Origin of the sequence: Vibrio sp. T20 (assembly GCF_007858795.1) — a bacterium.
Taxonomy (GTDB): Bacteria; Pseudomonadota; Gammaproteobacteria; order Enterobacterales; family Vibrionaceae; genus Vibrio; species Vibrio satsumensis.
The window spans coordinates 1-23,688 of record NZ_VFEB01000058.1 but is presented as its reverse complement, the minus strand read 5'-3'; the positions used below and the strand labels follow the sequence as shown (position 1 = coordinate 23,688).

General features: G+C 43.5%; 22 protein-coding genes. 10 read left to right on the top strand and 12 right to left on the bottom strand.

What is annotated here, in order from left to right; all coding sequences use genetic code 11:
• Positions 1-32 precede the first annotated feature (32 nt).
• The gene (locus FTW16_RS03390) at positions 33-692 is read left to right on the top strand and encodes a PilZ domain-containing protein (protein WP_060981612.1); all 660 of its coding nucleotides are present in this window, start codon (positions 33-35) and stop codon (positions 690-692) included.
• A gap of 48 nt (positions 693-740) precedes the next feature.
• On the opposite strand, the gene luxQ is transcribed toward FTW16_RS03390, so the two are convergent.
• The 5 genes from luxQ to FTW16_RS03365 form a co-directional block, all read right to left on the bottom strand.
• Positions 741-3,311, bottom strand: a complete 2,571-nt coding sequence (gene luxQ, locus FTW16_RS03385; protein ID WP_146490049.1) for a quorum-sensing autoinducer 2 sensor kinase/phosphatase LuxQ — start codon at positions 3,309-3,311, stop codon at positions 741-743.
• Positions 3,311-4,405 (bottom strand): autoinducer 2-binding periplasmic protein LuxP, encoded by a 1,095-nt coding sequence (locus tag FTW16_RS03380; RefSeq protein WP_146490048.1) that lies wholly within the window; start codon positions 4,403-4,405, stop codon positions 3,311-3,313. Before FTW16_RS03380 ends, luxQ begins: the two co-directional genes overlap by 1 nt.
• A gap of 308 nt (positions 4,406-4,713) precedes the next feature.
• Positions 4,714-5,028 carry a GIY-YIG nuclease family protein gene (locus FTW16_RS03375; RefSeq protein WP_146490047.1) on the bottom strand — a complete coding sequence of 105 codons (315 nt, stop codon included), beginning with the start codon at positions 5,026-5,028 and terminating at the stop codon, positions 4,714-4,716.
• Entirely contained in the window at positions 5,029-5,685 is a 657-nt protein-coding gene (locus FTW16_RS03370; RefSeq protein ID WP_146490046.1) for a YceH family protein, read from the bottom strand. It lies immediately after the preceding gene.
• A gap of 63 nt (positions 5,686-5,748) precedes the next feature.
• A complete protein-coding gene (locus tag FTW16_RS03365; protein ID WP_017630496.1) occupies positions 5,749-5,949 on the bottom strand; it encodes a hypothetical protein in 201 nt (66 codons plus the stop codon).
• A 195-nt stretch (positions 5,950-6,144) separates the two neighbouring features.
• Between FTW16_RS03365 and FTW16_RS03360 the strand changes: the two genes are divergently transcribed.
• The 3 genes from FTW16_RS03360 (at position 6,145) to FTW16_RS03350 (ending at position 7,654) form a co-directional block, all read left to right on the top strand.
• On the top strand, positions 6,145-6,459 hold the full coding sequence (locus FTW16_RS03360; RefSeq protein WP_060981617.1) for a DUF496 family protein: 315 nt from the start codon (positions 6,145-6,147) through the stop codon (positions 6,457-6,459).
• A 169-nt stretch (positions 6,460-6,628) separates the two neighbouring features.
• Positions 6,629-7,255: a D-Ala-D-Ala carboxypeptidase family metallohydrolase gene (locus tag FTW16_RS03355; RefSeq protein ID WP_146490045.1), complete on the top strand. Its 627-nt coding sequence runs from the start codon at positions 6,629-6,631 to the stop codon at positions 7,253-7,255.
• A 162-nt stretch (positions 7,256-7,417) separates the two neighbouring features.
• Entirely contained in the window at positions 7,418-7,654 is a 237-nt protein-coding gene (locus tag FTW16_RS03350) for a hypothetical protein (RefSeq protein WP_146490044.1), read from the top strand.
• Positions 7,655-7,685: 31 nt separating this feature from the next.
• On the opposite strand, the gene FTW16_RS03345 is transcribed toward FTW16_RS03350, so the two are convergent.
• Positions 7,686-10,277 carry an ATP-binding protein gene (locus FTW16_RS03345; RefSeq protein ID WP_146490201.1) on the bottom strand — a complete coding sequence of 864 codons (2,592 nt, stop codon included), beginning with the start codon at positions 10,275-10,277 and terminating at the stop codon, positions 7,686-7,688.
• A gap of 881 nt (positions 10,278-11,158) precedes the next feature.
• On the opposite strand from FTW16_RS03345, the gene FTW16_RS03340 reads away from it, so the two are divergent.
• Positions 11,159-12,595: a glyceraldehyde-3-phosphate dehydrogenase gene (locus FTW16_RS03340; RefSeq protein ID WP_050621730.1), complete on the top strand. Its 1,437-nt coding sequence runs from the start codon at positions 11,159-11,161 to the stop codon at positions 12,593-12,595.
• A 239-nt stretch (positions 12,596-12,834) separates the two neighbouring features.
• Here the strand turns inward: FTW16_RS03340 and FTW16_RS03335 are convergent, their stop codons facing one another.
• Complete coding sequence (locus FTW16_RS03335; protein ID WP_060981622.1) at positions 12,835-13,914, bottom strand: hybrid-cluster NAD(P)-dependent oxidoreductase; 1,080 nt, start codon at positions 13,912-13,914, stop codon at positions 12,835-12,837.
• A gap of 104 nt (positions 13,915-14,018) precedes the next feature.
• On the bottom strand, positions 14,019-15,680 hold the full coding sequence (gene hcp / locus FTW16_RS03330; protein ID WP_146490043.1) for a hydroxylamine reductase: 1,662 nt from the start codon (positions 15,678-15,680) through the stop codon (positions 14,019-14,021).
• Positions 15,681-15,953: 273 nt separating this feature from the next.
• Between hcp and FTW16_RS03325 the strand changes: the two genes are divergently transcribed.
• Both FTW16_RS03325 and FTW16_RS03320 read left to right on the top strand, forming a co-directional pair.
• A complete protein-coding gene (locus FTW16_RS03325) occupies positions 15,954-16,184 on the top strand; it encodes a hypothetical protein (protein ID WP_009845683.1) in 231 nt (76 codons plus the stop codon).
• Positions 16,185-16,237: 53 nt separating this feature from the next.
• Positions 16,238-17,401 (top strand): alpha/beta hydrolase, encoded by a 1,164-nt coding sequence (locus tag FTW16_RS03320; RefSeq protein WP_146490042.1) that lies wholly within the window; start codon positions 16,238-16,240, stop codon positions 17,399-17,401.
• 122 nt (positions 17,402-17,523) lie between these two features.
• On the opposite strand, the gene FTW16_RS03315 is transcribed toward FTW16_RS03320, so the two are convergent.
• The 3 genes from FTW16_RS03315 to FTW16_RS03305 all read right to left on the bottom strand — a co-directional run bounded on the left by FTW16_RS03315 (position 17,524) and on the right by FTW16_RS03305 (position 19,641).
• Positions 17,524-18,138 carry a LysE family translocator gene (locus FTW16_RS03315; RefSeq protein WP_017630487.1) on the bottom strand — a complete coding sequence of 205 codons (615 nt, stop codon included), beginning with the start codon at positions 18,136-18,138 and terminating at the stop codon, positions 17,524-17,526.
• 100 nt (positions 18,139-18,238) lie between these two features.
• Positions 18,239-19,186: a LysR family transcriptional regulator gene (locus tag FTW16_RS03310; RefSeq protein ID WP_146490041.1), complete on the bottom strand. Its 948-nt coding sequence runs from the start codon at positions 19,184-19,186 to the stop codon at positions 18,239-18,241.
• Positions 19,180-19,641 (bottom strand): Lrp/AsnC family transcriptional regulator, encoded by a 462-nt coding sequence (locus FTW16_RS03305; protein WP_146490040.1) that lies wholly within the window; start codon positions 19,639-19,641, stop codon positions 19,180-19,182. Before FTW16_RS03305 ends, FTW16_RS03310 begins: the two co-directional genes overlap by 7 nt.
• Before the next feature lie 231 nt (positions 19,642-19,872).
• Between FTW16_RS03305 and yjeH the strand changes: the two genes are divergently transcribed.
• Positions 19,873-21,141 (top strand): L-methionine/branched-chain amino acid transporter, encoded by a 1,269-nt coding sequence (gene yjeH / locus FTW16_RS03300; protein ID WP_146490039.1) that lies wholly within the window; start codon positions 19,873-19,875, stop codon positions 21,139-21,141.
• A gap of 46 nt (positions 21,142-21,187) precedes the next feature.
• Here the strand turns inward: yjeH and FTW16_RS03295 are convergent, their stop codons facing one another.
• The gene (locus tag FTW16_RS03295; protein WP_146490038.1) at positions 21,188-22,645 is read right to left on the bottom strand and encodes a PLP-dependent aminotransferase family protein; all 1,458 of its coding nucleotides are present in this window, start codon (positions 22,643-22,645) and stop codon (positions 21,188-21,190) included.
• A 90-nt stretch (positions 22,646-22,735) separates the two neighbouring features.
• Here FTW16_RS03295 and FTW16_RS03290 point away from each other — a divergent pair, with 90 nt between their 5' ends.
• Positions 22,736-23,395, top strand: coding sequence for a pyridoxamine 5'-phosphate oxidase family protein (locus FTW16_RS03290; protein WP_146490037.1), 660 nt, complete (start codon positions 22,736-22,738; stop codon positions 23,393-23,395).
• An 82-nt stretch (positions 23,396-23,477) separates the two neighbouring features.
• Positions 23,478-23,688, top strand: a 211-nt coding sequence (locus FTW16_RS03285; RefSeq protein WP_146490036.1) for an urea transporter, incomplete at its 3' end; no start/stop codon positions are given.

Sequence of the window (23,688 nt, the reverse complement as noted above, 5' to 3'; positions counted from 1 at the left end):
TATCAAGCGGTTAACATTGTTCAGTAACGAATATGCATAAAGATAAGAACTTAGAACTGTTTAGATACCTTAAACCAGGTACAAAAACAGCAGCTGTATTAGAATTTGGCCCAGACGACTCCATCCAGATCAGTACACTTTATATCGGATACAAAGAAGATCAGTACCTTATCCTAGAGCTTTCACAAAAAGCGACAGAAGCTCTGACGCTCAGAAAACTCATCAATGTAGATATTATTGTTCGTGCTATCACAGATACTGAACTGGGGCATATTGTCGCCTTTAAAACCAATGTACTGGCTCATATCACCTCGCCCGCGCACCTTATTTTCCTGCGTCCTCCTTCGAGCTTTGCAAGCAAGCCTATCCGAGAACACGAAAGATACAAGGTACGCCTTAGCTGTGAAGTCACCTTTGATACTTTGTCATTGGATGCCACTTTGGTCGATTTTTCAGTTTCAGGTTGCGGCATTTATATCACGCAACAATCAGATATCGATGTAGGTTGGAAGATACAAGTAAACTCTGTCTTAAGTGAATACTTAGATAGTGAACTGGTCTACAAAGTGGTGAGCAAGAAACGACAAGGCCAAGGCTGGCTGTTAGGCATTCAGTTCCCTGAACACCTAGATATGAGTGACGAGTTAAAAACGCTGCTGTTAGAGCAGGCCTTTGTTGCCGGCTTTGTATAAATGATTTTATTCACAATACTTGATCTATAGCGCTTTCAAAGAGTCAAATTAGTATTTCGTTACATCCCAGTGTAAGTTTTTAAAATGAACAAATGCTTGGTGTAACGACTCTTCTTTAATAGGCTTTACAATCACGTAATTCGCTCCTGCAGCCATAAAGTTGTCTCTGGTTGAATCTTGAGCATCAGCGGTACACGCATAAATTGGAGCTGTGACACCAATTTCGCCTCTTAATTGCTGTGTAGTTTCAACACCACCTAGATTGGGAAGTTGGTTATCCATCAAGATAAGGTCATAGGCTGTCGCCTTAGCCATTTCTATCGCTTCTAAACCGTCTTTTGCCCAAGTAACTACCATTCCATATTTTTTGCAGAAAGCTTGAGCAATAAAGGCGTTAGTGTGATTATCTTCCACCAGCAGCACCTTCAAAGACCGGCTAAACAACGCCTCTGGCTCGATATTCACTTGTTGCTTAATGCTCAAGAGCGACTTAGAGCGCACTTCCACAGGAATTTCTATAATGAACTCCGAACCTTGTTCTATAACGCTTCGGACTTGGATGTCCCCCTCCAGCATATCGACAAGGTTTTTTACAATCGTTAAGCCCAACCCTGTTCCACCATACTCACGAGTAGTAGTCTCTTCAGCTTGAACAAAAGGTTCGAACACAGCATCAATTTTACTTTCATCGATACCAATACCTGTATCTTTCACTCGAACGACCAAACTAGCATGGTCTGAATTAAAGATACTTTCGAGTTCAAAGCTCACGGAAATGCCACCTTGGTGAGTGAACTTAAGGGCGTTACTCAGCAGGTTAAACATGATCTGGTTAAGACGCACTTGGTCGGTATTTATTTCGATGTCATCAACTATGTGATTCACAATAGTAAACGCTAATGATTTATCTTCACAAAGCGGACGATAAATGCTGTCCAACGTATTGACCAACTCCCCCAAACGGAAGTTTTTCTTTTGAATATTGAACTGCCCCTGCTCTATCTTTGAGAAATCCAAAATATCGTTAAGTACCGCAAGTAGATGCTCCGCACTATTACAAAGTACATCCACCTGTTCTCGGTTATCTTCACTGTGTATAGAGCGCTTCAGTAACTGAGAAACACCGAGAATACCGTTTAGTGGAGTACGAATCTCATGACTCATCTTAGCTAAGAAGTCTGCACGCACATTCGCAAGGTGTTCTGCTTCTTCTCTTGCTCGATCTGCTTGCCTCTCAGCTTCGATAAGCTTGGTAATATCTTGTCCTTGCACTACCACACCAGTGATACCGTGCTCAACGCTTATTGCAGACATGTTCCAGCGAAATACCTTCTTGCCAATCGGCACATTGATACCCGTTAGTTTCGAGCCTTGAACGACCATCTGAATATTCGGCAGCATTCGGGTTTCAAACTCTTGAGCCACCGATCCGTAATTGTCATCGGCATCAAATAACGCCATTCGAGCCGCGGGGTTCATCTGGATTAAGTCGCCTTTCTCAGACCAAACCAGGATCGGTGAGTGGGCAAAGTTAAAGAGATCTTGGAACTTTTGATTCTGTTCCGATAAACGCTCAAAGGTGTCTTCAAGGGTACAACCAATATGATGAAATTCGAAAATGTTAGAGCCATCGAACTTGCTGTACTCTTCGCCATCACTTGCTGAGCGAGTGAAATCCATCAGCTTATCTAGTTCAGCAGCGACCCTTCTTTGAATCCAAGTTCGCGCAAAAAAAGACATCAATATGATCACCACAATCACCACGATGATTGCGCGCTGATAATTCTCTTCTAACGCAATGAAATTGTTGTTTTTTTGAATAGCTCGAATGATTAAAGGAGTTTCAACAGCATTGATCTTAATGGTTGCGATAGTGACAAAATGACGAGGCAACTGCTCGTACATTTGATAATTGAGGATGTCTGTAATGGTATAGCTTTCATCACCACTGAATGTCGATGTAACCGGTGTACCATGCGCCTCAATAACGATATTTTCGCAGTTACTGCCCTGTTGGATTGACTCAGCCAACGAGAAGTTGTTATCAAGCACAATAGCGATGTAGAGCTGACCAAGAACTTCCCCAGTAGCGTTATCAACAATAGGGGTACGGCGAGCCAACAAGTGACGCTTACCTATATTGGTCCTCAATTTAATAAAATGCCAATTACTGCTGAACGAAACCTCATCAGAAATATGCTTTAAGCTGGACTCATCCAAACCATAAAACTGACTGTTGCCATCTTCCCAAGCCAAACCATCGTGGGTAGAGACAAAGCGTAAATCTGGAGCATGATCAGGCTCACGTTGGTCAACACCAAAGAAAAAGTAGCTCAGAGCATCTGCATCGTTGGTATCAAAATACTCCCGTAGCGTCTCACTGTGTGAACTACTATCTTGGTGAATTTGCAACACCGACAAACGATAATCAAACATATTCTGGATCAGGCTAGAGGTTTGCTGAACCGTTCGATTAGTCTCTTGTTTGACGATGCTACTACTGGTTTCATAATTATGAATAAGCACGCCAAGTGCCATCACGCCTATCACTAAAATAATGATACGTGTAATGAGTTTTGCTAAGGTGTTCCTTGGTGTACTGGCATAGCTTTTCTTCATTATTGACCTGAGTACCTAAATGCTCGCTGTTTAAGTTCTGAAATGCGTTCTGGGGAATCTTCCTTGGTCACAATTTCAAATTCACCAGAGTAAACGGTAGGTACTTCCAAACCGGCTAGATCCCACTTGATCGCCTCTGCCATCGCAATGCCCGTGTCGTCGTTCATACGCATGACAGTAACATCTAGGTCACCCCTTGCAATGGCTTCAAGTTCAGCAGAGCCGCCTCCCCAACCATTCACTAAGATGTCTTGACCCGATTCGCGGATGGCTTCCGCTGCACCAAGAGCGACATCCGTTGAGCATGCATAGATAAAGTCTAGATCCTTATCGTTCTCTATGCTGATTTTCGCCGCTTGGTAGCCACTGTCTTTGTTTGATTTGGTGTAAAACGAAGACTTTAGAGTAAAGTTCGTATCAGTATTCACTTCATGGATAAAAGTATCTCCACGCGCATCACTGATATAGCCTTGTGAGTAATACAAAACAGAATACTTACTGTTTGGTTGGCTTACTTGTTTAAAATAGTCCGCCAGTTTTAAACTGCCTGTCGCATGATCAAAACCCACATACATAAATGGCTGTCTATCTGCCCAAGCTCGCACTGGCGTTGTGATGTTTTGAAGAATCAACTTAGTATCTGTAGAGGTCAACACGTGCTCAATAAACTTGCGGTGGCGCGTGGTATCTAGCGTGAAAATCAAATAATCCGTCTTGTTTTCAATCGCTTCTTGCAATGAAATGCTCTGCTGCGCGAGATCAGCATTAATACGGGTAAATACTTGATTTATTTGGTAGCGGATCTTCAGCCTATCGAGACGCTTCTCAAAAGCTTGAATATTACGAACCCAGTAATCCGAGATTTGTTGACCCGGATACACCACGGAAATCGTAATTGGCTCGTCTTGGATTCTTCTCAATGGCACAGGGTGATTTTGTACAGCCTCGACCATTTTATCGGTCAATGCTTTTTGCTCTGGAAAAGTGGAAAGATAATCTTGGTATTCCCAGTACCCATTGAGGACATGAGTACCATGGGATAGAGCGGACGCAGAAAATACAGCAAGTCCAAACAACATCAGTAAACGTTTCATATTTTTCTCGTTTTATATGAGCTACTTTGGCTCATTTTTTAACCTAGCATGACACCATCTCTTTGTATGGCTGAAAGATATTATGTAGGACAACGATGAGAAATGATAGCGTCTAACAATAATTAGAACGACATTCTAAATGAGTAACATGTTAATTTGGAATGGAGATTAAGAACAACTAGTTCAATCATGATTTCAGCCTATTAACAGTAAGAGTAATTACCATTTAAATTCATAGGCTTAGCTTGATTTATTATAGACCCTTACATTATTAAGATTTAATCAATAACAAACATTTTGGCTATGAATTATGAGACTTCGATATATTGAATTTTGTCTTTTTGCCACTCAATAATTAGTTTGCGTGATGCCAGTTTTTCTTTGCGAGATTTTGGTAATTGTTTTATGGCGTATTCGGTTTTCAACGCCTCACTTTTTGACCCAACCCCAAAACTCCAAACCAACGTCAGCGGTCCTTTTCCTTTTAGTGCTTTTGCACCTTTGCCCGTTTGGTGTTGTTCAAACCGACGTTCCAAATTATTCGTCACGCCACAATAAAGGGCATTGTGACGGTTGCGGATCAAGTACACGACCCAATCCGCATTTTTATCAGACTCAGACATCTAAAGCAGCGATTCAACCAGAGCCTTAAGCTCTGCCACTTCTGCTCGCAGGCTTGCGACTTCTGACTCTAATTCTTCAAACTTTTCATTCGATGCAGAAGGTGCTGCCGCGCTTACCGATGCCGTCGCAAACGCTTCAACATCCACTTCACCGCTCAACAGATGTTGATAACGTGATTCACGCTTGCCCGCTTCGCGTGGTAGCTTGACCACTAGCGCGCCCGCTTCTCTTGCAGCTAGCTTCTCAAGTGTCGCTTCCACCTCTTTTACATCGCTGAAGTTCGCTAGGCGGCCAGTTCGAGTGCGGAGTTCACCTGGAGTTTGCGCGCCACGCAGCAACATACAACAGATGATTGCGCGTTCTTGCTCAGTAAATTGCAGATCACCAAATTCCGTGTTGCAGAAACGATGTTGATATTTGTTTACACGGCTATTGAAACTGCTTTCGTCGCTTACCATGCGACGCGAAATCAAACCATCAACCGCATCTAAAACGTCTGATTCAGACAGTGAAAGAACAGGTTCACGGTTGCTCTTTTGATTACAAGCCGTTGTTAAGCTGTTCAGTGTTAATGGGTAGTGATCGGGAGTAGTGACTTCTTTCTCGATCAAGCAACCAATAATTCTCGCTTCAATTGGGGAAAGTACTGTGTTCATCGTTTTTCCTTTTTATTATTTTGATAATTCCATCTCAACACCTAACAATGCAGCCACTTAGGACTAGTGCTCAGACAAAATCGGTACTCGTTTCTTTCTGCCTTGTTCATCAATCATTATGATCTTAGAACGATTTAGCTCTATTTCCACGACTTCCAAATAAGTACGCTCTTGTACATACGCATCACGAAGCTTGTTTTGTTCTGCTGAAGATTCAGTGACGTTATCGTCCAATTCTTCGGTTTCTAATTGTTGTTGATTCATTTCACATTTCGTATCAATGCAGTATCTACATGGGATACTAACTTGATCGGTGAGATAAAAACAATCACACATCAGCGAGAGTGACGAATAATTAAACAACCTTACTTTTGCTTTGATCTAAAGACTGTTACATCATCAATTGATGTGCTTTAATCAGATCCAGACAATGTATTTGAAGATTAGGAAAAGGAATCTATGAGCAGCGTATTTGAAATTGTTAGCCAAGCACGACGTAAGAACAAACTTAAGCGTGAACTTTTAGACAACGAAAAGAAAGTTCGTGACAACCGTAAGCGTGTCGACCTTCTTGATAACCTACTTGATTACATCAAGCCAGAGATGACTCACGACGAGATCCTAGGCATTATCAAAAACATGAAGGCTGACTACGAAGACCGTGTTGACGATCACATCATCAAGAGTGCAGAGATCTCTAAAGCTCGTCGCGACATCAGCCGCCGCATTCGTGAACTAACAGAAGAAGACAAGCAAATCCAGGGTAAGAAGTAATCTAACCTCGTTGATTAACTTGTAATAATGTTAATAACCCATTCTTTGTAGTGGGTTTTTTTGTGCCTAAATTCTAGTGTCTATACTTAGGCGTACGTAAGTAACGATATAAAACTCAACAGCAGTATGAAACAAGATAACGAGTGAACATCAGCTATGGAGAGACCTTATGTACGCAAGTATTCTGATAACCTTAGCGCTATCAACTGCACAACCCTACCCTGAAGAGTTTGAGAAGCTTTATACCGAAGAGACAGAAATCACTTATGACGATCTCGTGGTCGATGTTCATGGCTATAAGGTTCCAACCCGCTCAGCATTTCGAGGTTGGATGCTCCTCAACCACGCTCAAGACCAAGTCAAAGCAATCGGACAACAACTCAAGGACAATGGCATAACTCAAAGCATGCCTCTGCATCTAGTCTTGCTGCAAGGGACGGATTGGGCAATGAGTAATACAACCTTGTTTACCCTCCCGAATAAGAAACATGTGCCAAACATGATCAACACCCTTAAGTACATACAGCAATATATTGAGCCTGAAATCGGTGTTGTTATACCAGTATCTGGAGAGCGAACCGATATCTACAATCAGCAAGCTGGCGGTGCACTACGAAGTAAACACTTGGAATTTTGCGCGTTGGACTTGGTTCCCGCCAATGATATTACTCGTGAAGATCTACACGTGAAGCTTAAAAAGGTTCATGCTGAATTTGGTCAGAAAAATAACGTTGGTCTAGGTTTGTATTCTGGTGTTCGGTTCCATATTGATACCTGTGGCTTTAGGCAATGGTAAAAGAACACGAAAATGTCAAAAAGACACGATAAACAGCGTGTCTTTTTGACTCCAATAGACCTCAATGAAAATTAAAACACTGATAAATAACAACTTTAAACTTGGATCGCTAATTGCTATTAGTTAAGCATCAAAAGAACTATTAGTAACTAGGAATTCAATATGAAGACGATGACTCAACGCTTTCAAACTCTACTTTCTGTTTCAAATTTCAGTTTAGCTATCACCGCCTTGCTTATGCTACTCAGCATTATTGTTGCTTATCCGATGGCCGATCACTTCTCACTGCCAATTCAAATCATGGCACACATCAGCACTATCTTGGTGGCTGCATTACTAAAGATTAGTTATGTAGGTCGTTGCCTTGCACAATACAATCTTGGATTGGAAGTTCGTTAGTTTGCACATCGCTAGCCTGATAATGAAGAAGTTAGACAATATCAAGGCTACTGAAAAGATCATACAGTTGGTGAGACTTATAAGGTTTTGGTAAATAGGCATTCATGCCCGCTTCAAAGCAATCTTTAATGTCTTCTTCTAACACACTCGCGGTTAAAGCAATGATGGGTAATGGTACGGCTTGTTGAGCGGTTTCCCACTGTCGAATCGCACGAGTCGCCGTTATCCCATCCATAACAGGCATCATACAGTCCATCAAGATCGCATCAAACTGAGCACCTTGAGTAATCACGTCCACCGCTTCTTGGCCATTACTGGCAATCAAATATTCATAACCCGCTTGCTCAAGGAAGAAGCTCGCTATTTTCTGATTCATCAGGTTGTCTTCAACAATCAGAATACGTCGATTAAGAGAGCGAACCTCTTCATCTTTTGCTTCCACCGTCAGCACTTGCTCTTCACCGACATCAAGCGATTGTAAGCTGTTTAAGAACCGTCGGCCCAAAAATGGCAATGTATGAGTCGAATGAACCGTTTCTGAGATTAGATTGGTTTTAAATAGATGATGCTGACACACGATGACTTGAGTCAAAGGGTATGCTTCCTTCAACGTAGCAAGATCTTTCTCCATGGAGTGATGCAGCGTATGACAATAAAGTATGAAGTCGCTTTCTTTCAGGCTCTCATCAAGATCCGAAATGGATGACACGACATTAGGTCGAACGTTTAAGCGTTCGCATTCTTTGACCAGTTGATCGAGGTAATTGAAAGAATTCGAGATAATCGTCGCACGGCTTAGGTTGTTGAAGGTTTGAACGTGAACTTCGATAGTGTCTACATACAGACAAAATGTGAATGTAGAACCCTCCCCTTTCACTGAGCGCGCGGTAATATAACCGCCCATCAAATCAACAAGCTGTCGACAAATCGCAAGCCCTAGTCCTGTTCCACCGAATTGGCGAGTAATACTGCCATCTTCTTGAGTGAAAGGTTCAAAAATAGACTCTAACTTCTCTGGCTCAATTCCAATACCGGTATCAGACACACTGCATTCTAGCTTGCCTCTCCCCATAGACATGGGTGTATAAGCAATGTCTGTTGTAATTGTACCCTTAGACGTAAACTTGATGGCATTAGATAACAGATTAGTCAGTACCTGCCTCACGCGGTACTCATCGAAAAACAATTGTGGCGGCGTTTGAGAATCAATATTGATGTCGAGCTCGATATCCTTACTTATCGCTTTGGATAAAATCACACTTACTGAGTCGTATACCGCCTCTCTCAGATCAGCATTGTGTGGTGATAGCATTAAGTTACCCGACTCGATTTTGGACAGATCAAGGATGTCATTCAGCAGAACCAATAATGAGTGAGAAGACGATTCGATATCTCCTAACACTTCTTGTTGATTCACGCTCAGTTGGCTTTGAGATAAGATCTCAGCCATCCCAATAATCCCGTTGAGTGGCGTACGTATCTCATGGGACATATTGGCTAAAAATGCGCTCTTGGCCTTATTAGCCGAGATCGCATCTTCTTTTGCTTGTACTAGCTCTTTGTTATGTTGATAGTTGCGCTCCATCACTCGATTTAGAGTTTCAGTGAACTCGGCAAGTTCATCATTCCCTTGAATATGAATGACCTTTGGCTTGCCATAGCTATCTGCGCATTCAGAGACTCCTTTCAAGATAATCGATAGGTTTCTATTTAGGCGAAGAGACGTCGCAACACCTAGCCATAATAAAACACCAGATACAGCAAGAATCAGAACTGTCATGATCAAGGTTTGTCTTTTTTGCAGCGCAATGTTTCTCGTCAGGTCAAACTGTAATTGCTTGGTATAAGCACCAACCGCATTTGAAATCGCCAGTTTCTTTCGTTCTAGGCCTTGCACATGGTCATATATTTCAGGTGACGAAAAATCTCCTTTAAGGATCCGAGCTGTAAAACGGTTTTGAAATTCATCTTTAGAAAACGTACTTAATAACTTTCTAATTTCAGGCGAGCGGCTTCCTGATCGGAAAAACGTATCTAATAAATGCTGCTGCCTTTCTAAAGCACCAACATAACTCAATAAATATTGTTCTATCAGCCTTGGAGCACGATACAAGCGGTAACTCAACCACGCTTCTCGCTGAGTCCAGAACACATAGTGCGTGAGATTGACAAACATCGCGTCAGCTTGACCGATCTTTTCATCCACTATGTTAAGACGATATTCAGATAGCTCCATTAACACATCTTTCAATAAGTCAAAGGCCTGCTCTGTTAGCTGTGTGTTGTTGTCAGTAATCAATGATGCGCTGTTATTAATATTCGAGGTCGCACTAGCTAAGTTTGCTAAAACCTCCTTAAGCTCAACCAATTGTGATTCAACACTCCAATTACTGTCTAGCTGTTGCAGTTGTGCCTCATACTGAGTGAGTCTATCCAATTCCGTATGCAGCTTTAAAAGCAGCTGACCTTTCTCAAGGGAGTCATTAGACAAAACTAACCATCGATAAGCATCACTTGAAACCGTATTAAAAGATTGAAGCGCTTCAACTTTAATGCGTGTTGTTTCGAGGTGGTTCATCTTCTTATCGTTCTTAAGCACTTCATTTACTGTAAAACCAAACATGATGAATACAGAAACCGTGGAAAGAAATATAAGACGCCATCTAATTGACATATTTATCATTTTTATAACCACTCCCTTCCCGAAAGTAATTTTACCTAGCCCAAGTTAAGAATAGGACATTAACAGAGGGTTATTGATCAAATTGGATATGAACAAACGATACTCTGAACCCAGAACGAAAAATTCGAAGAACAGAGCTTTAAAGCTGAGAGGCGTGCTTTTGCTAAGTGAAGTTTAGAAAAGCGAGGTTTCAGTGGGCAAAATGTAAACAAAAGATGTTTTCTCAAGTTATTATCACCCACATAACAAGTGAACGGCCACATTTAGAGGCTCAACTAGACTGTAAATAATGACTCTGCGCGCTAACAAAGCGGATAGTTAGGGTAAAATTGTGACATCCAATCGTTTGCGTGATGCACTTTTCACGCTCAAGCTAGGCTTATTCAAAGGTCGAACAACAATACTGGTTGATTCCCTTATTTGTCGTTTACTGTTTACGTGTAACTTGAGCTAACGATCACACCTTTAATGATCACTATGATTTTTATTACATATAATATTTTGATTTGAGTATTTTTTGGCGAAAAATAAGTGCTACAGATTGTTAAAGTCAATAGTCTTTATCGACACTAAAAACTTGATTTATGGCTAATATAAAGCCAACTTACAGATAATCTGTCTGCATTTATTTTTCCTAGCAGAATAACCCGTCGTACCTTACAATCCTGCCACATAAAAATTACAAGTTGCACACAAGGCATATCAAGCACATTTAAGTGGCAATAAAGACCACAGCCTGATGCCTCAAATCCCCTATGCTGATTGGCTTCCCTACAACCGCCATGAATGCAGAAACTTAACGTGAAAGGTCCCGAGTAAAGATGAGTCCCGAAAAGCACCTCCTAGACTGGCAAACTAGTCAAACTATTGCTGAATCCATCGCTCCAACTTTAGGTCAGTTATACCGTCAAAAAGGCGTAGAAGTTATCCTCTTCGGTAAGACCCTGGTTAACGCGACAACTATCGACATCATCAAAGCTCACCGCATCGCAAAACGTTACACTGGTTCTCCTCTTACAGCAGAACAGACTCAACCTATTATTCAGCACCTTCTCTCTATGGATTTGTCTCCATGTCGTATTGATGTTGGTCGCCTTGCGCATTCATTCTGGCAAGATCGCGAAGACACACACGGGTTGGATGATTTCCTACAAACTGCACTCATTGAATCGCTTGAAGGCGATGCGATGACAGAACCTCGTGACGTTGTATTATACGGTTTTGGTCGTATTGGCCGACTGCTAACTCGCCTGTTGATCGAGAAAAGTGGTCCGGGTTACCCACTGCGTTTGCGTGCCATCGTTGTACGTGGCGGCAAAGATGGCGACCTAGAAAAACGAGCAAGCCTGCTTCGTCGTGACTCTGTACACGGCCAATTCAACGGCAGCATCGTGGTAGACCAAGAACGCAAAGCGATCATCGTTAACGGTAACTTCATCCAAGTTATCTACGCAAACAAACCAGAAGAAGTGGATTACACGACTTACGGTATTGAAAACGCACTTGTGGTTGATAACACAGGCGTATGGCGTGACGCGGAAGGCCTGAGCCAACACGTTGCGTGTAACGGTGCGAAGAAAGTTCTACTGACTGCGCCAGGCAAAGGCGACATCAAGAACGTGGTATTTGGTGTGAATGAAAATGTTATTCAGCCAGAAGACACCATCATCTCTGCAGCAAGCTGTACAACCAACGCTATTACACCTGTATTGAAAGCGGTTCACGACAAGTTTGGCGTACTGTCTGGTCACATCGAAACGGTTCACTCATTTACCAATGATCAAAACCTAATCGACAACTTCCACTCAGGTGATCGTCGTGGTCGTGCTGCTTCATTAAATATGGTTCTGACATCGACTGGCGCAGCTAAAGCGGTATCAAAAGCGATGCCAGAAATGGAAGGTAAGCTAACAGGTAATGCGATTCGCGTACCTACGCCAAACGTTTCAATGGCTGTAGCTAACCTAAACCTTGAGAAAGGCACAAACAAAGAAGAGTTGAACGAGTACCTACGTGAAATGGCGCTGTCTTCTGCTTTGTCTGCACAAATCGATTACACAGACTCGACTGAGATTGTATCTACGGACTTGGTTGGCTCTCGTCACCCAGGTGTGGTTGACGGTGTGGCGACTATCGCACAAGACAACCGTGCCGTGCTGTACATTTGGTACGACAACGAGTTTGGCTACAGCTGTCAGGTTGTTCACTGTATGGAACAGATGATGGGTGTACGCTACAAGACATACCCTGAAGTTTAATCAACTTCGCTCTTGTAGATACGTCCATCGCAAAAAGCTCCACAACATAATAACTATATCTGCGAAGTCTGTATGGGCTTCGCAACCCCTTTTGTTTTACTCCCCCGTATAAACAAGAGGGTTGCCACTTAGATCTGCTCTCTCTAACGGATCTAGGTGGCCTTTTTACATCTAGCGCCCTAACTTTTATCGCTATTGCAAGACCTTGTCTTCATCACTCTTGCACAGCTTCACTTCTGTTATAACTCAACCTCAACATCTGACTGAATCGAGCTTGAACATGCAAGCACGTAGCCCTGTTCAATCTGTTCTGGCGTCAATGTTTCTTGACTGCTTGATTCCACAGACCCTTTGGTCACTTTGCATTTGCAAGAACCACAGATCCCACTACGACAAGCGATAATAATTGGAACGCCTGCTTTTTCTAATGAATCCGCCAATGGTGTGCCCGCTTCCGCTTCAACTTCTGCGCCAAACGCAGGTACAAATACCTTAACAGCCCCATTCGAATCCGCAGACGCTTCTGCTTGTGATTCTGCTGAGGCAGTATTGCTATTAGCTAGTGAATTATTGCTTTGAGTTGCTGGCGTAAAGCTTTCCTGATAGAAGTTTTCCATGTTGAATTCTAGTTCTTTCAGGTAACTTTCTATGTCTTGCATAAAACCGACAGGCCCACACAAGTAAACAGTTCTGTCTAAGATATCTGGGCTCAGTTTTACCAACCAGTTCTTATCTAAACGACCTTGAGGAGCTGTTGTTCCCTCACTGTCTTTCAGAAGTAATCTTAAATTGAAGTTCGCGTGCGCTTCATCCATTTTATGAAGCTCTTCAAAATAGATAGTCTCAAGCTTGTTACGTGCCATGTGAACGAAATCTATCTCGATGTCACTACCTTGAGCGAGCCAGTATTTTGCCATCGCCATCACAGGTGTGATGCCGCAGCCCGCACTCACTAGCGTTACTTTTTTCGTCGCCGTTGGCATGCAATCAATACAGTTAAACACACCTGCAGGTTTCAATACTGAAACCTCATCACCTTCGTCAAGTTCATCAACAATAAAGTTCGAAACCAAACCACCTTCCACACGCTTTACCGTCAACTTCAGGCGGTTATCTTCCGGGCAAGAGGCCACAGAATAGGCACGGTAATCCGTTTTCGTCGGCATATCCAAACCCAGAGTAATAAATTGCCCTGGCTTAAAATTAAAATGTAAGTCTTGTGGAATACTACCAAGCTCAAAGCTGACCGTATCTGGCGTCTCGTGCCATTTCTTTAAACACACTAAATTGATTGAATCGCTATCCGACCATGCATACATAGTTCACGCACCTTGCTGATGACTAAAGATTTAAATCTAAAAAGCCCCGCCGTTGACTGTTTTATTAAAAACGTCACAACAACGAGGCTTCAGGTTGGCTTAAATTAAGCTGCTAAGATTGTTTTAAGATCTTGATCTGGCGTTGTGATAGAACGCATATCGAACTCATCTTGAATAATCTTTAGTAAGTTTTCTGTTAGGAATGCAGGTGCAGTTGGACCAGTGTAAATGCCTTTCACACCCAGAGCGAACAAAGTAAGCAGGATAACAATTGCTTTTTGCTCGAACCAAGATAGAACTAGCGTTAGTGGTAGTTCGTTAATGCCACAATCAAACTCTTGAGACAGTGCGATAGCAAGCTGAATCGCGGAGTAAGCATCGTTACATTGGCCAACATCTAACAGACGTGGAATACCGTTGATGTCGCCGAATTGGTTCTTGTTGAAACGGAATTTACCACATGCCAATGTCAGGATTACTGAATCTTCTGGCGCTTGAGCTGTGAAGTCTGTGTAGTAACTACGCTCAGACTTGTCACCGTCACAACCACCCACTAGGAAGAAGTGCTTGATGTTGCCTTCTTTCACTTGCTCAATAACCGCAGGTGCCGCTTCCATCAGTGCGTTACGACCAAAACCGACAGTGATCATCTGCTCAATCTCGTCGTGTTTGAAACCTTCTTGCGCAAGAGCACAGTCGATTACTGCGCTGAAATCGTCGCCTTCAAGGTGATCAACACCCGGCCAGCCTACAATGCTACGTGTAAATAGACGGTCTGCGTATGAACCTACATCAGGGTTAAGCAGACAGTTAGATGTCATTACGATGGCACCAGGGAAGTTAGCGAATTCTTTTTGCTGGTTCTGCCAAGCGCTGCCGTAGTTACCCGCAAGGTGTGGGTACTTGTTCAATTCAGGGTAACCGTGTGCAGGTAGCATCTCACCGTTAGTGTAAACGTTGATGCCCTTGCCTTCAGTTTGTTGAAGGATCTTTTCTAGATCATGTAAGTCGTGACCAGAAACAAGAATACAGTGGCCTTTCTTAGTCTTAACGTTCACCGTTGTTGGTTGAGGGTGACCAAATGTATCTGTCTCGCCCTTGTCTAGCATTTCCATTACTTTGTAGTTCATCAAGCCAATCTGCATTGATGTATCAAGTAACTGTTTTAGGTCGGTTGGATCTGTACCTAGGAATGCCATGATTTCATGGTATTCAGCGAAAATAGCATTGTCAGTTTGACCAAGAACACGAGCATGCTCCATGTAGGCTGCCGCACCTTTTAAGCCGTATAGGCAAAGAAGGCGAAGACCAATCACGTCTTCGTGTTGAGAGTCGTGACCACGGTTTACCGCAGCTTGAGGCGCAAGTGCCAATAGCTCTGAAGAATCTGTTGGAAGATCGAATTGCGCAGCAGCCGAAAGTGCTGGAATTTCAAAACCAATCAATGTTGCTGCTGCGCGAACTTTTTGCTCTAAACGCTGCTTGAATTCATGAGACTGTTGTGCGAATTCGATAATACGAGCAGGGTCAAAGTTAACGTTAGTCAGTGTTGCGAAGAATGCTTTTGGTGCCCACTCATCAACTTCTGTATCAATAACATCGCAAGCGCGACCTAAGCTTGCCCAAAAAGAGACACCTTGCAGAGAATGCACCAACACGTCTTGAAGGTCGGATACTTCCGACGTTTTTCCGCACATACCTTGTGCGAAAGAACAGCCTTTTACGGTTGGGGTTTGAATTGTTTGTTCACATTGAATACAGAACATAAGGGCTCCAGTAATATTTTTGTTAACTATAAGTGCTTTGCTTACAGTGACTTATTCCAAACCCTATAAAGCATCAACCGTGCCAACTTTTAACTCATTGATTTTATTGAACTTAGTTTTATTCCCTTATTTTAGTGCGTGATTATGACTACATATAAACTCCTTAAGAGCACACATGCGTGTCATAGTGACTCTCAAAGATTAATTAACGACGTTCATGTTTCGTTCAGAATAGAAGCGATAAAGTAACAACATAGAAAAAGAGGAATGAACATGAAAAATATATTAGTTACGATTGTCGCGTTGTTTACTGGCCTTTTGGCGTTATTCACTAGCTTGATCCTTGCTATTCCTTTAGCTATTGCAGCTTTAATCACTGGCAAGCGCATTCAGAATCAAATGAAGAAACAGGGATTCGCAGCCCACATGAACACACGTCAATCATCAACCAGTGATGCCGGTGTTATTGAAGGTGAATACGAAGATCTTTCAAGCAGAAAGTAACCTAAACTTTAGTTTCAAGCATAGTGAAAGCACAACAGAGACAAGATTACATAATGCAAAGAAAGCCCCTCCTAGCACTGCTGGCCTTAACAACTTTAAGTCTCGTTGGTTGTTCCAACGAGACATCTATACCCGCTTACGAAACTTCTCCAGGGTTGCCTAGCTATAGGCAAGACAGCTTTGATGCCTACGTCAATGACACCCAAGATTGGTTATTGAAAAACCGTGTGTTCATGACGGAAGACAAGCAACTAGAGATCCAACTTAATTCACCAACCGAGTATCAACCAACCTCACCAAATGGCAAGGCGGTGTTACTGGTTCATGGATTAGGCGACTCACCCTATTCGTTTAAAGATATTGCAACCCATTTAGCTGAGCAAGGTTACTTAGTGAGAACCGTATTGCTTCCGGGTCACGGTAGTCGCGTGGGTGACTTAATGCAGCCAAGCCTAGAGGATTGGCAAGGTGTGGTAGCTCATCATACAAAATTACTTGAGCAAAAGTACAATTCTGTTTGGCTAGGCGGCTATTCCACTGGCGCGAATCTCGTGACTTCACAAGCGATACATGATCCAAAGATCTCTGGGCTACTGCTGTTCTCTCCAGCGTTTCAACCGAGCTCATCTGCGGTTCAATATGCTGGGCTAGCGAGCTATTTTGTCACTTGGGCCGATCAAGATCCTGAAGACAATGTACTGCGTTATAACTCACTGCCAATGAATGGTGCTTCGGTTTATTACGAAACTTCAGAAGTGGTTCGCGAAGACTTACAAGATAAACACTTCGATAAGCCAGTGTTCATTATGATGAGTGAAGGCGACAGTGTGATTGATACTAGCTATGTTCAGCAGGCGTTTACTGAGTCTATGCCAAACCCAAACAACGTATTGATTTGGCAAGGGGAAACCACACTCGACGATCCTCGCGCGGTTCAATACAGTATGAAGATCCCTGAACAACGTATCTCTAACGGTTCGCACATGGGCTTGTTATTCTCGCCAAACAATCCGTACTACGGCATCAATGGCAGCGAGAAGATCTGCTCGAATGGTCAGGCTCAAGGTTTTGAAGAACAGTGCAATGCGACCAGTGAAGTATGGTACTCAGCGTGGGGATATCGCGAAGAAGGTAAAAACCATGCGCGTTTAACCTACAACCCTTACTTTTCCGATTCGATGAAAAAGCTAGACGAAGTTCTGAACTCAGAAGGCTAAAGACTCACTCGATAAAAACCTAAAAAGGCTCACTAGATAATGTCTAGTGAGCCTTTTTTATGGATATAGTTTAGATCCGTGTCGTTGCTATTCGCGTCATTTTTTCGGTGTCCGGACTACCGCTAGATCGTCCACACCACACGAACTGCAAGCAGAATCAAAACCACACCTGAAAGTCGGTCAATCAGCTGCGCTTTAGAACGGATTCTTTCAACGATCAGTGGGCTCGATAGCACCAAGGTGATGAAGGTGTACCAAAGACCATCAACAATCAACGGTGTTGAAACAATGATCACTTGATTGCTGAGTTCATTACCTAACGCTACGAATTGGCTAAACAGAGCGATAAAGAACAGCGCGATCTTTGGGCTCAAGATAGAGATCAAGAAAGCCTCGCGAGCAGACTGCATATAACTCATTTGTTCACCCGCTTCCAATTTCGCTGCAACGCCGCCTTTCGAACGCAACGCATTCACACCAAGGTAAAGCAGATACGCAGCCCCCGCCAAGCTGATCCCTTTAAATAGCATTGGCGATTGTTCTAGTAACACAGCCAAACCGACGATGGTTGCGAAGGCATAAATACCGATGCCAGCCGCGTGTGACCAAGCTGCGATAAGTCCATTGATACGGCCACCAGCCAAACTATGCTTAGCGATCATCGCCAAGCTTGGGCCCGGAGACATTGCACCCAACAAGCAAATCGCTAATAAAGAAAACCAAATTGTTACTGTCATCATTCCATTCCTAGTAAAACAAAGCGTTCCAGCTGAACACTCTACAATTAATACTCAATACTTAGCGCTTACAATATGCCGCAGCAGGTATTATTTGAAATCAAAGATTATCATTACTAGTATGATTTGAAATCATACTTATATTGTAACTCGACTTTTGGATGGCTTTAAACGCTTTCTCTCGAGCCCATTTATGGGCAGAGTCGTTGTCATACTTAGGATGCCATATCAGCCAATAGGTATGCATTTCTGTCTCAAACGGCAGCGAAAAGTAAGCGACATCGAGATGTCGCCCCAAGTTATAAGCAATATGCTCCGGCACAATCATCAAGTAATCGTCTTGCATTAACACGTTTCCCGCCGATGAAAAGAACGGTACCTGCAATGCGATTCTGCGTTTATGTCCCTGTTTCTTTAACGCAATATCCGAATAGCTGTCTTTGTCTCCCCCACCCGTGACTTTGATATGTGAGTAACTCACGATGTCTTCCGAGCTTATGGCTGATTGCTTAGCCAACGGATGAGAGGCTCTCATCAAACACACGGACTTATCCTCTCCGAGTTTGATACTTGAGACATGATCCGGCTTTTGGGGGAACATACTCGACGCCAAGTGAATACCTGATTCATTGAGAGTTTCAAGGAAGTTAGGCTGCCACAAGCGATAAGCCAAGTTGATATGGGGCGCGTCCTTCGACACCTCGGACACAATAATGGGCAATATATACTGGGCAACATAATCACTCGAAGCCAACACCAATTCACCTTGCCAATCTTGTGGATCAAATGGCTTATCATCTAATAAGTGGTCAAACTCGCCCAGCAAGTCATCGAGCTTGCCTTTAAGCAACAAAGCACGGTTGGTTGGAACCAGTTTGTTCCCATCACGAACCAACAAAGGATCACCACATAGCTCTCTAAGCTGAGCCAGTTGACGGCTAACCGCCGACTGCGTGATGTGCAGACGCTGAGCGGCTCGACTGACATGGCACTCTTCAAGAAGCACATGCAATGAACGCAATAGGTTTAAGTTGATATTGCCTAGCATGAAGTTACCGTCGGGTTCAGTTTGTTAAAAAACTCGGTCAGCACAGTATGAGTCATTAGGTGACGCAGATCTGGATAGCTTTGCAGTTGGTCGCGAACTTGATTTAAACGCTCCATGCTTTCTACTTCAACATACAGCATCATATCGGTCTCACCGCTTATCGAATGACACCATTGCACACCATCAATACTCTGGATTCGTTGCGCGTAAGATTCACAACTATGGTCGCTGCTCGACATGTCGAATTTCAGCAAAATATAAGCGCACACATTCTTCGTTTGATTTGGCTCTGTCACTTGAGCGCAGTAACCCGTAATCACTTTGTCGCTTTCCAGTTTTTTGATTCTGGCATTCACTGCCGAGCGCGAGAGGCTGACATCTCGGGCGATATCGCTCACTGAGCATCGTGCATTGGTTTTGAGAATATCCAAAATCTGGCGATCAAATTTATCCATACTTTTGATTCTTTCCACTTATTGTTCTATTTATAACGCCTAATTTGACACAACTTTCCGACTTATAACAGCCATTATGACAACCGACATTTTCACGCTTAAACGGATTAATACCGTCAAAATAGCGGTGTCTTACGACGTTTCGCTAGCTGTATTATTGATGTCGACAATGTATGATTTCAACCTCAGTATTACCCATCCCAGAATAAGCACCAAAAGCTAGGAGAGCGAATGACACAACTCAAACAAGAAATCACGCTAATGTCCGGAATTGGACAGCTCTCTACGACCTTGCTGGGTACTGGGCTATTTATGATTCCCGCTATCGCTGCAGGTATTGCAGGTCAGTTGTCGCTGCTGGCATGGTTAATCTTGTTTATCGCCATTTGCCCAATCGCCCTTACCTTTGCAGCATTAGGAAAACGCTACCCCAACGCAGGTGGCACCGCCTATTTTGTACGCCAAGCGTTCAGCGAGCGTTTAGAAACAAGTGTTGCTTGGTTGTTTGTGAGTGTTATTCCTGTCGGCATTCCAGCTGCGATTGCATTAGCGGGCGGCTTTGCTCAACAATTGTTACCCGCACCTCTCGACACACCGCTTGGTGCTCAGTCCTTTACCGTAGCCCTGCTTATTGCCGTCAACTTGATGGGCAGTAAATCTTCTGGCCGCCTACAAACCGTAATCGCGTTGTCGATTTTCGCCTTAGTTACCGCTTTTGTTTGGAAAGCCGATATCACGATAGCCGATGTTACTCTTCCTGCTATCTCGTCCGATTCGATGTGGTCTATCGGCGCAGCTTTGGCTGTTATGTTTTGGTGCTTTGTCGGAATAGAAGCTTTTGCTCACATGGGAGAGGAGTTCAAAAATCCACAACGTGACTTCCCAATCGCCATCATTGCAGGCTGTTTTGTTGCGGGGTTAGTGTACTGGGCTTGTTCCGTGGTGATTCTTAAACTGGGGGCTTACGGCTCACCTGAATTTGATGCCGCATCCATCCCGTGGGTAACAGAACAACTGTTTGGCAATGGCTTCAAAACGATCATCAGTGTACTTGGTTTCTTTGCTTGTTTTGCTAGCCTAAACCTTTACACACAAAGCCTATCACGAATGATCTGGGCTCAAGCTCGACAACACACTCCGACAAGTAGAATGGCTCAATTGAACAGCCGCGGCGTACCACTTTACCCAACATTAGCAATTGGCTTTATCGCGCTTATTTCGTGTGTGATTGGTGAGCTGTCTAACTTGGACCTCGAGTTCTTTCTCAAGCTCGCCAACGGTATTTTTGTTCTGGTTTATCTGCTCGCGATGTTAGCCGCTTGCCGATTACTGACTGGCGCATCTAGATACACCGCGATGCTCTCACTGGTCATCTGTACCTTGGTGTTTATTTGTTTAAGCTGGTCGATGCTCTATGCTGTCACTATTTTTGTGACATTGTCACTCCCTTGGCGTAAGTGGCTAGGTAAAGGTAAAACCGTTTCTGTCGACAAGTTATAACTCGATTAATGATGAATCGACAAACTGTAAGCAAGCCCTACCAATATTACTGATAAAAAAGCCGAGCGATCTGTTTGATCTTCGGCTTTATGTCAGCCAAACGGATATTTCCAAACCCCAACACCGCACCACTCCAATCACGAACTTCACTTGATCCATATTCATAAAAGTCAAAAGGACGAATGATGATATTTTCAAGCTCTGCTCTACGGTTCCATTCCTGTTCTGATATTCCGTTCGACCATTTAACTGTCACATGCAACCCTGCCGCTTGGCTAATCACTTCAAGATCGCCATGAAACTCACTTTTAATCGCTTCTATCATCACTTCATGCTTGAGTTTGTATGAACGACGCATCTTTCTAATATGACGCAATAAATCGCCTTCGCGAACAAAATCCGCCAAAGCTTCTTGTGTATGAGACGCAGTGTCTCCGGTGAGCGCGTCTTTAATCTCAAGACACTTTGCCACGAGATTTGCAGGCACCACTAAATAACCTAATCGCAGGCCATTGAACATCACCTTACTCAGAGAGCCGACATAGATGATGCGATCATCGAACCCTAACTTACCCGCCAAACCTTGCATGCTGGTATAAGGGCGATGAGCAAACTGGAACTCACTGTCATAATCATCTTCAATGATCCATGACTGATGTTTGTTAGCCCAATCGATCAACTTGAGGCGTTGCTCAGTATTGAGGGTCGTGCCCATTGGGTATTGGTTACTTGGCGTGACATAGAGAGCCTTAGCATTACTGGACAACACTTTTTCAGTATCTAACCCAACCTTTTCACGCACACTCACACCGTCTAGCTCTAGCCTCAACAGATCGATAATTTTATGCACTTGTCGATAGCCGGGCTCTTCCACAAGGATTTTGTCGCCCATCGCTAACGTCGCCATCAAACCGATTGAGATGGCTTGCTGCGCACCAGCGGTGATGATGATTCTATCGGCACTACAATTAACCGAGCGACTGCTTGCAAGATATCTGCTCAACGCTTCCCTCAAGGCTAAGCTTCCCTGAACCTCTTGATTGCCCGCAATGCTCTGACGTGTAGAGTGACGTTGCAGCAGCCTCTGCCATTTCGCAAAAGGGAATGCATCTAAGTCAGGAACTCCGGGGGCAAAGCTGCGGTTAATGTCGTTAGGTGTCGCTATGTTTGCACTCGGTTTACTGACGGTTTGTTGAATCTTCGCATCCTGAACACACTTCGGCTGAGACAAACTTAGGAAGTGCTCGGGCTGTTCAACCGACACATAAAACCCTGAACCTTGCTTGCTCTCGATGTAGCCTTCCGTCACTAACTGTTCGTACGCATAAATCACCGTATTTCGACTCACTGATAACTCGACGGCTAGCTTACGTGTTGAAGGTAACTTGCTGCCCTTGCTCCATAAATCTTGAACGATCTTCTCTCTGATCGCGTGGAACAAGGCGGTTTGACGTGTGTCATGTTGCTCGTCTAACTGTAAGTCACCGACATCAATAGGCTGCATAACTGGATCCAAATAGTGTTTAAAAGTGGCTCTATTTAATAGACCAGTTAATCGCTACATTAATCAAAAGGCAATGATTAAGGAGCGATTATGTTATCTAACACGAAAAGAACCACGATTAAAAAAGGGGCTCACAAAGCCGTATTTGAACAAGAGAAACTGCATCAAATCATCGACGAAAGCTTAATCGCACACATTGCACTGCAAGGCGAACAAGGCCCAATGGTTATCCCGATGCTCGCATGGCGAGTGGATAACATGGTCTACATTCATGGGGCCAAAAACAGTCGCTTATTGATAGGCCTGAAGAAGGGAGACCCAACCTGTTTAACGTTCACTTTGTTCGATGGTTGGGTGTTGGCTCGTTCTGCATTTCATCACAGTGCGCATTATCGTTCTGCTGTGGTATTGGGGTCATTTTCAGTCATCGAGGACAACCAAGAAAAAGATCGCTTATTGAACATCTTCATTGAGCAAATCGCGCCGGGCAGAACCGATGAAGTCAGGCTCAGTAATGAGAAAGAACTCACCGCAACCGAGCTATTGGCAATACCTTTAACGGAAGCCTCCGTGAAGATTGGTAAACATGGCGTGAATGATGATAAGACTGATATGGATATCCCAGTATGGGCTGGCGTATTACCTTATCGAACGGTTGTAGGGCCATTGGAGACAGTTCCAGAGCAAGAAGGCATCATTGAAACACCAGATTACCAACAAGCCTATGGTGAGCGCTGGTATCAGAATTGATACACAAAGATGGTCAACTTAATAAAATTGCATACAATCTGAGATACAAAGATTCAACATAGCAAAATAATGTAGTCAGACGATGAGAACGAATAAGGATATTCCACCATTTCAAGGCTTGCTCAATGGCATTGGGCAAGTCTATTTCACACCGTCTGTTATGACGTCGACTTTGCTATTATTTGCCATTTCTATTGAGTCACTTGCGCTGGCTTTTCTTACCTTGCTTGGCGCCAGTTGCAGCTATGCATTAGCCTTCTGTTGGTATATCTACACCAACACCAACACCAACA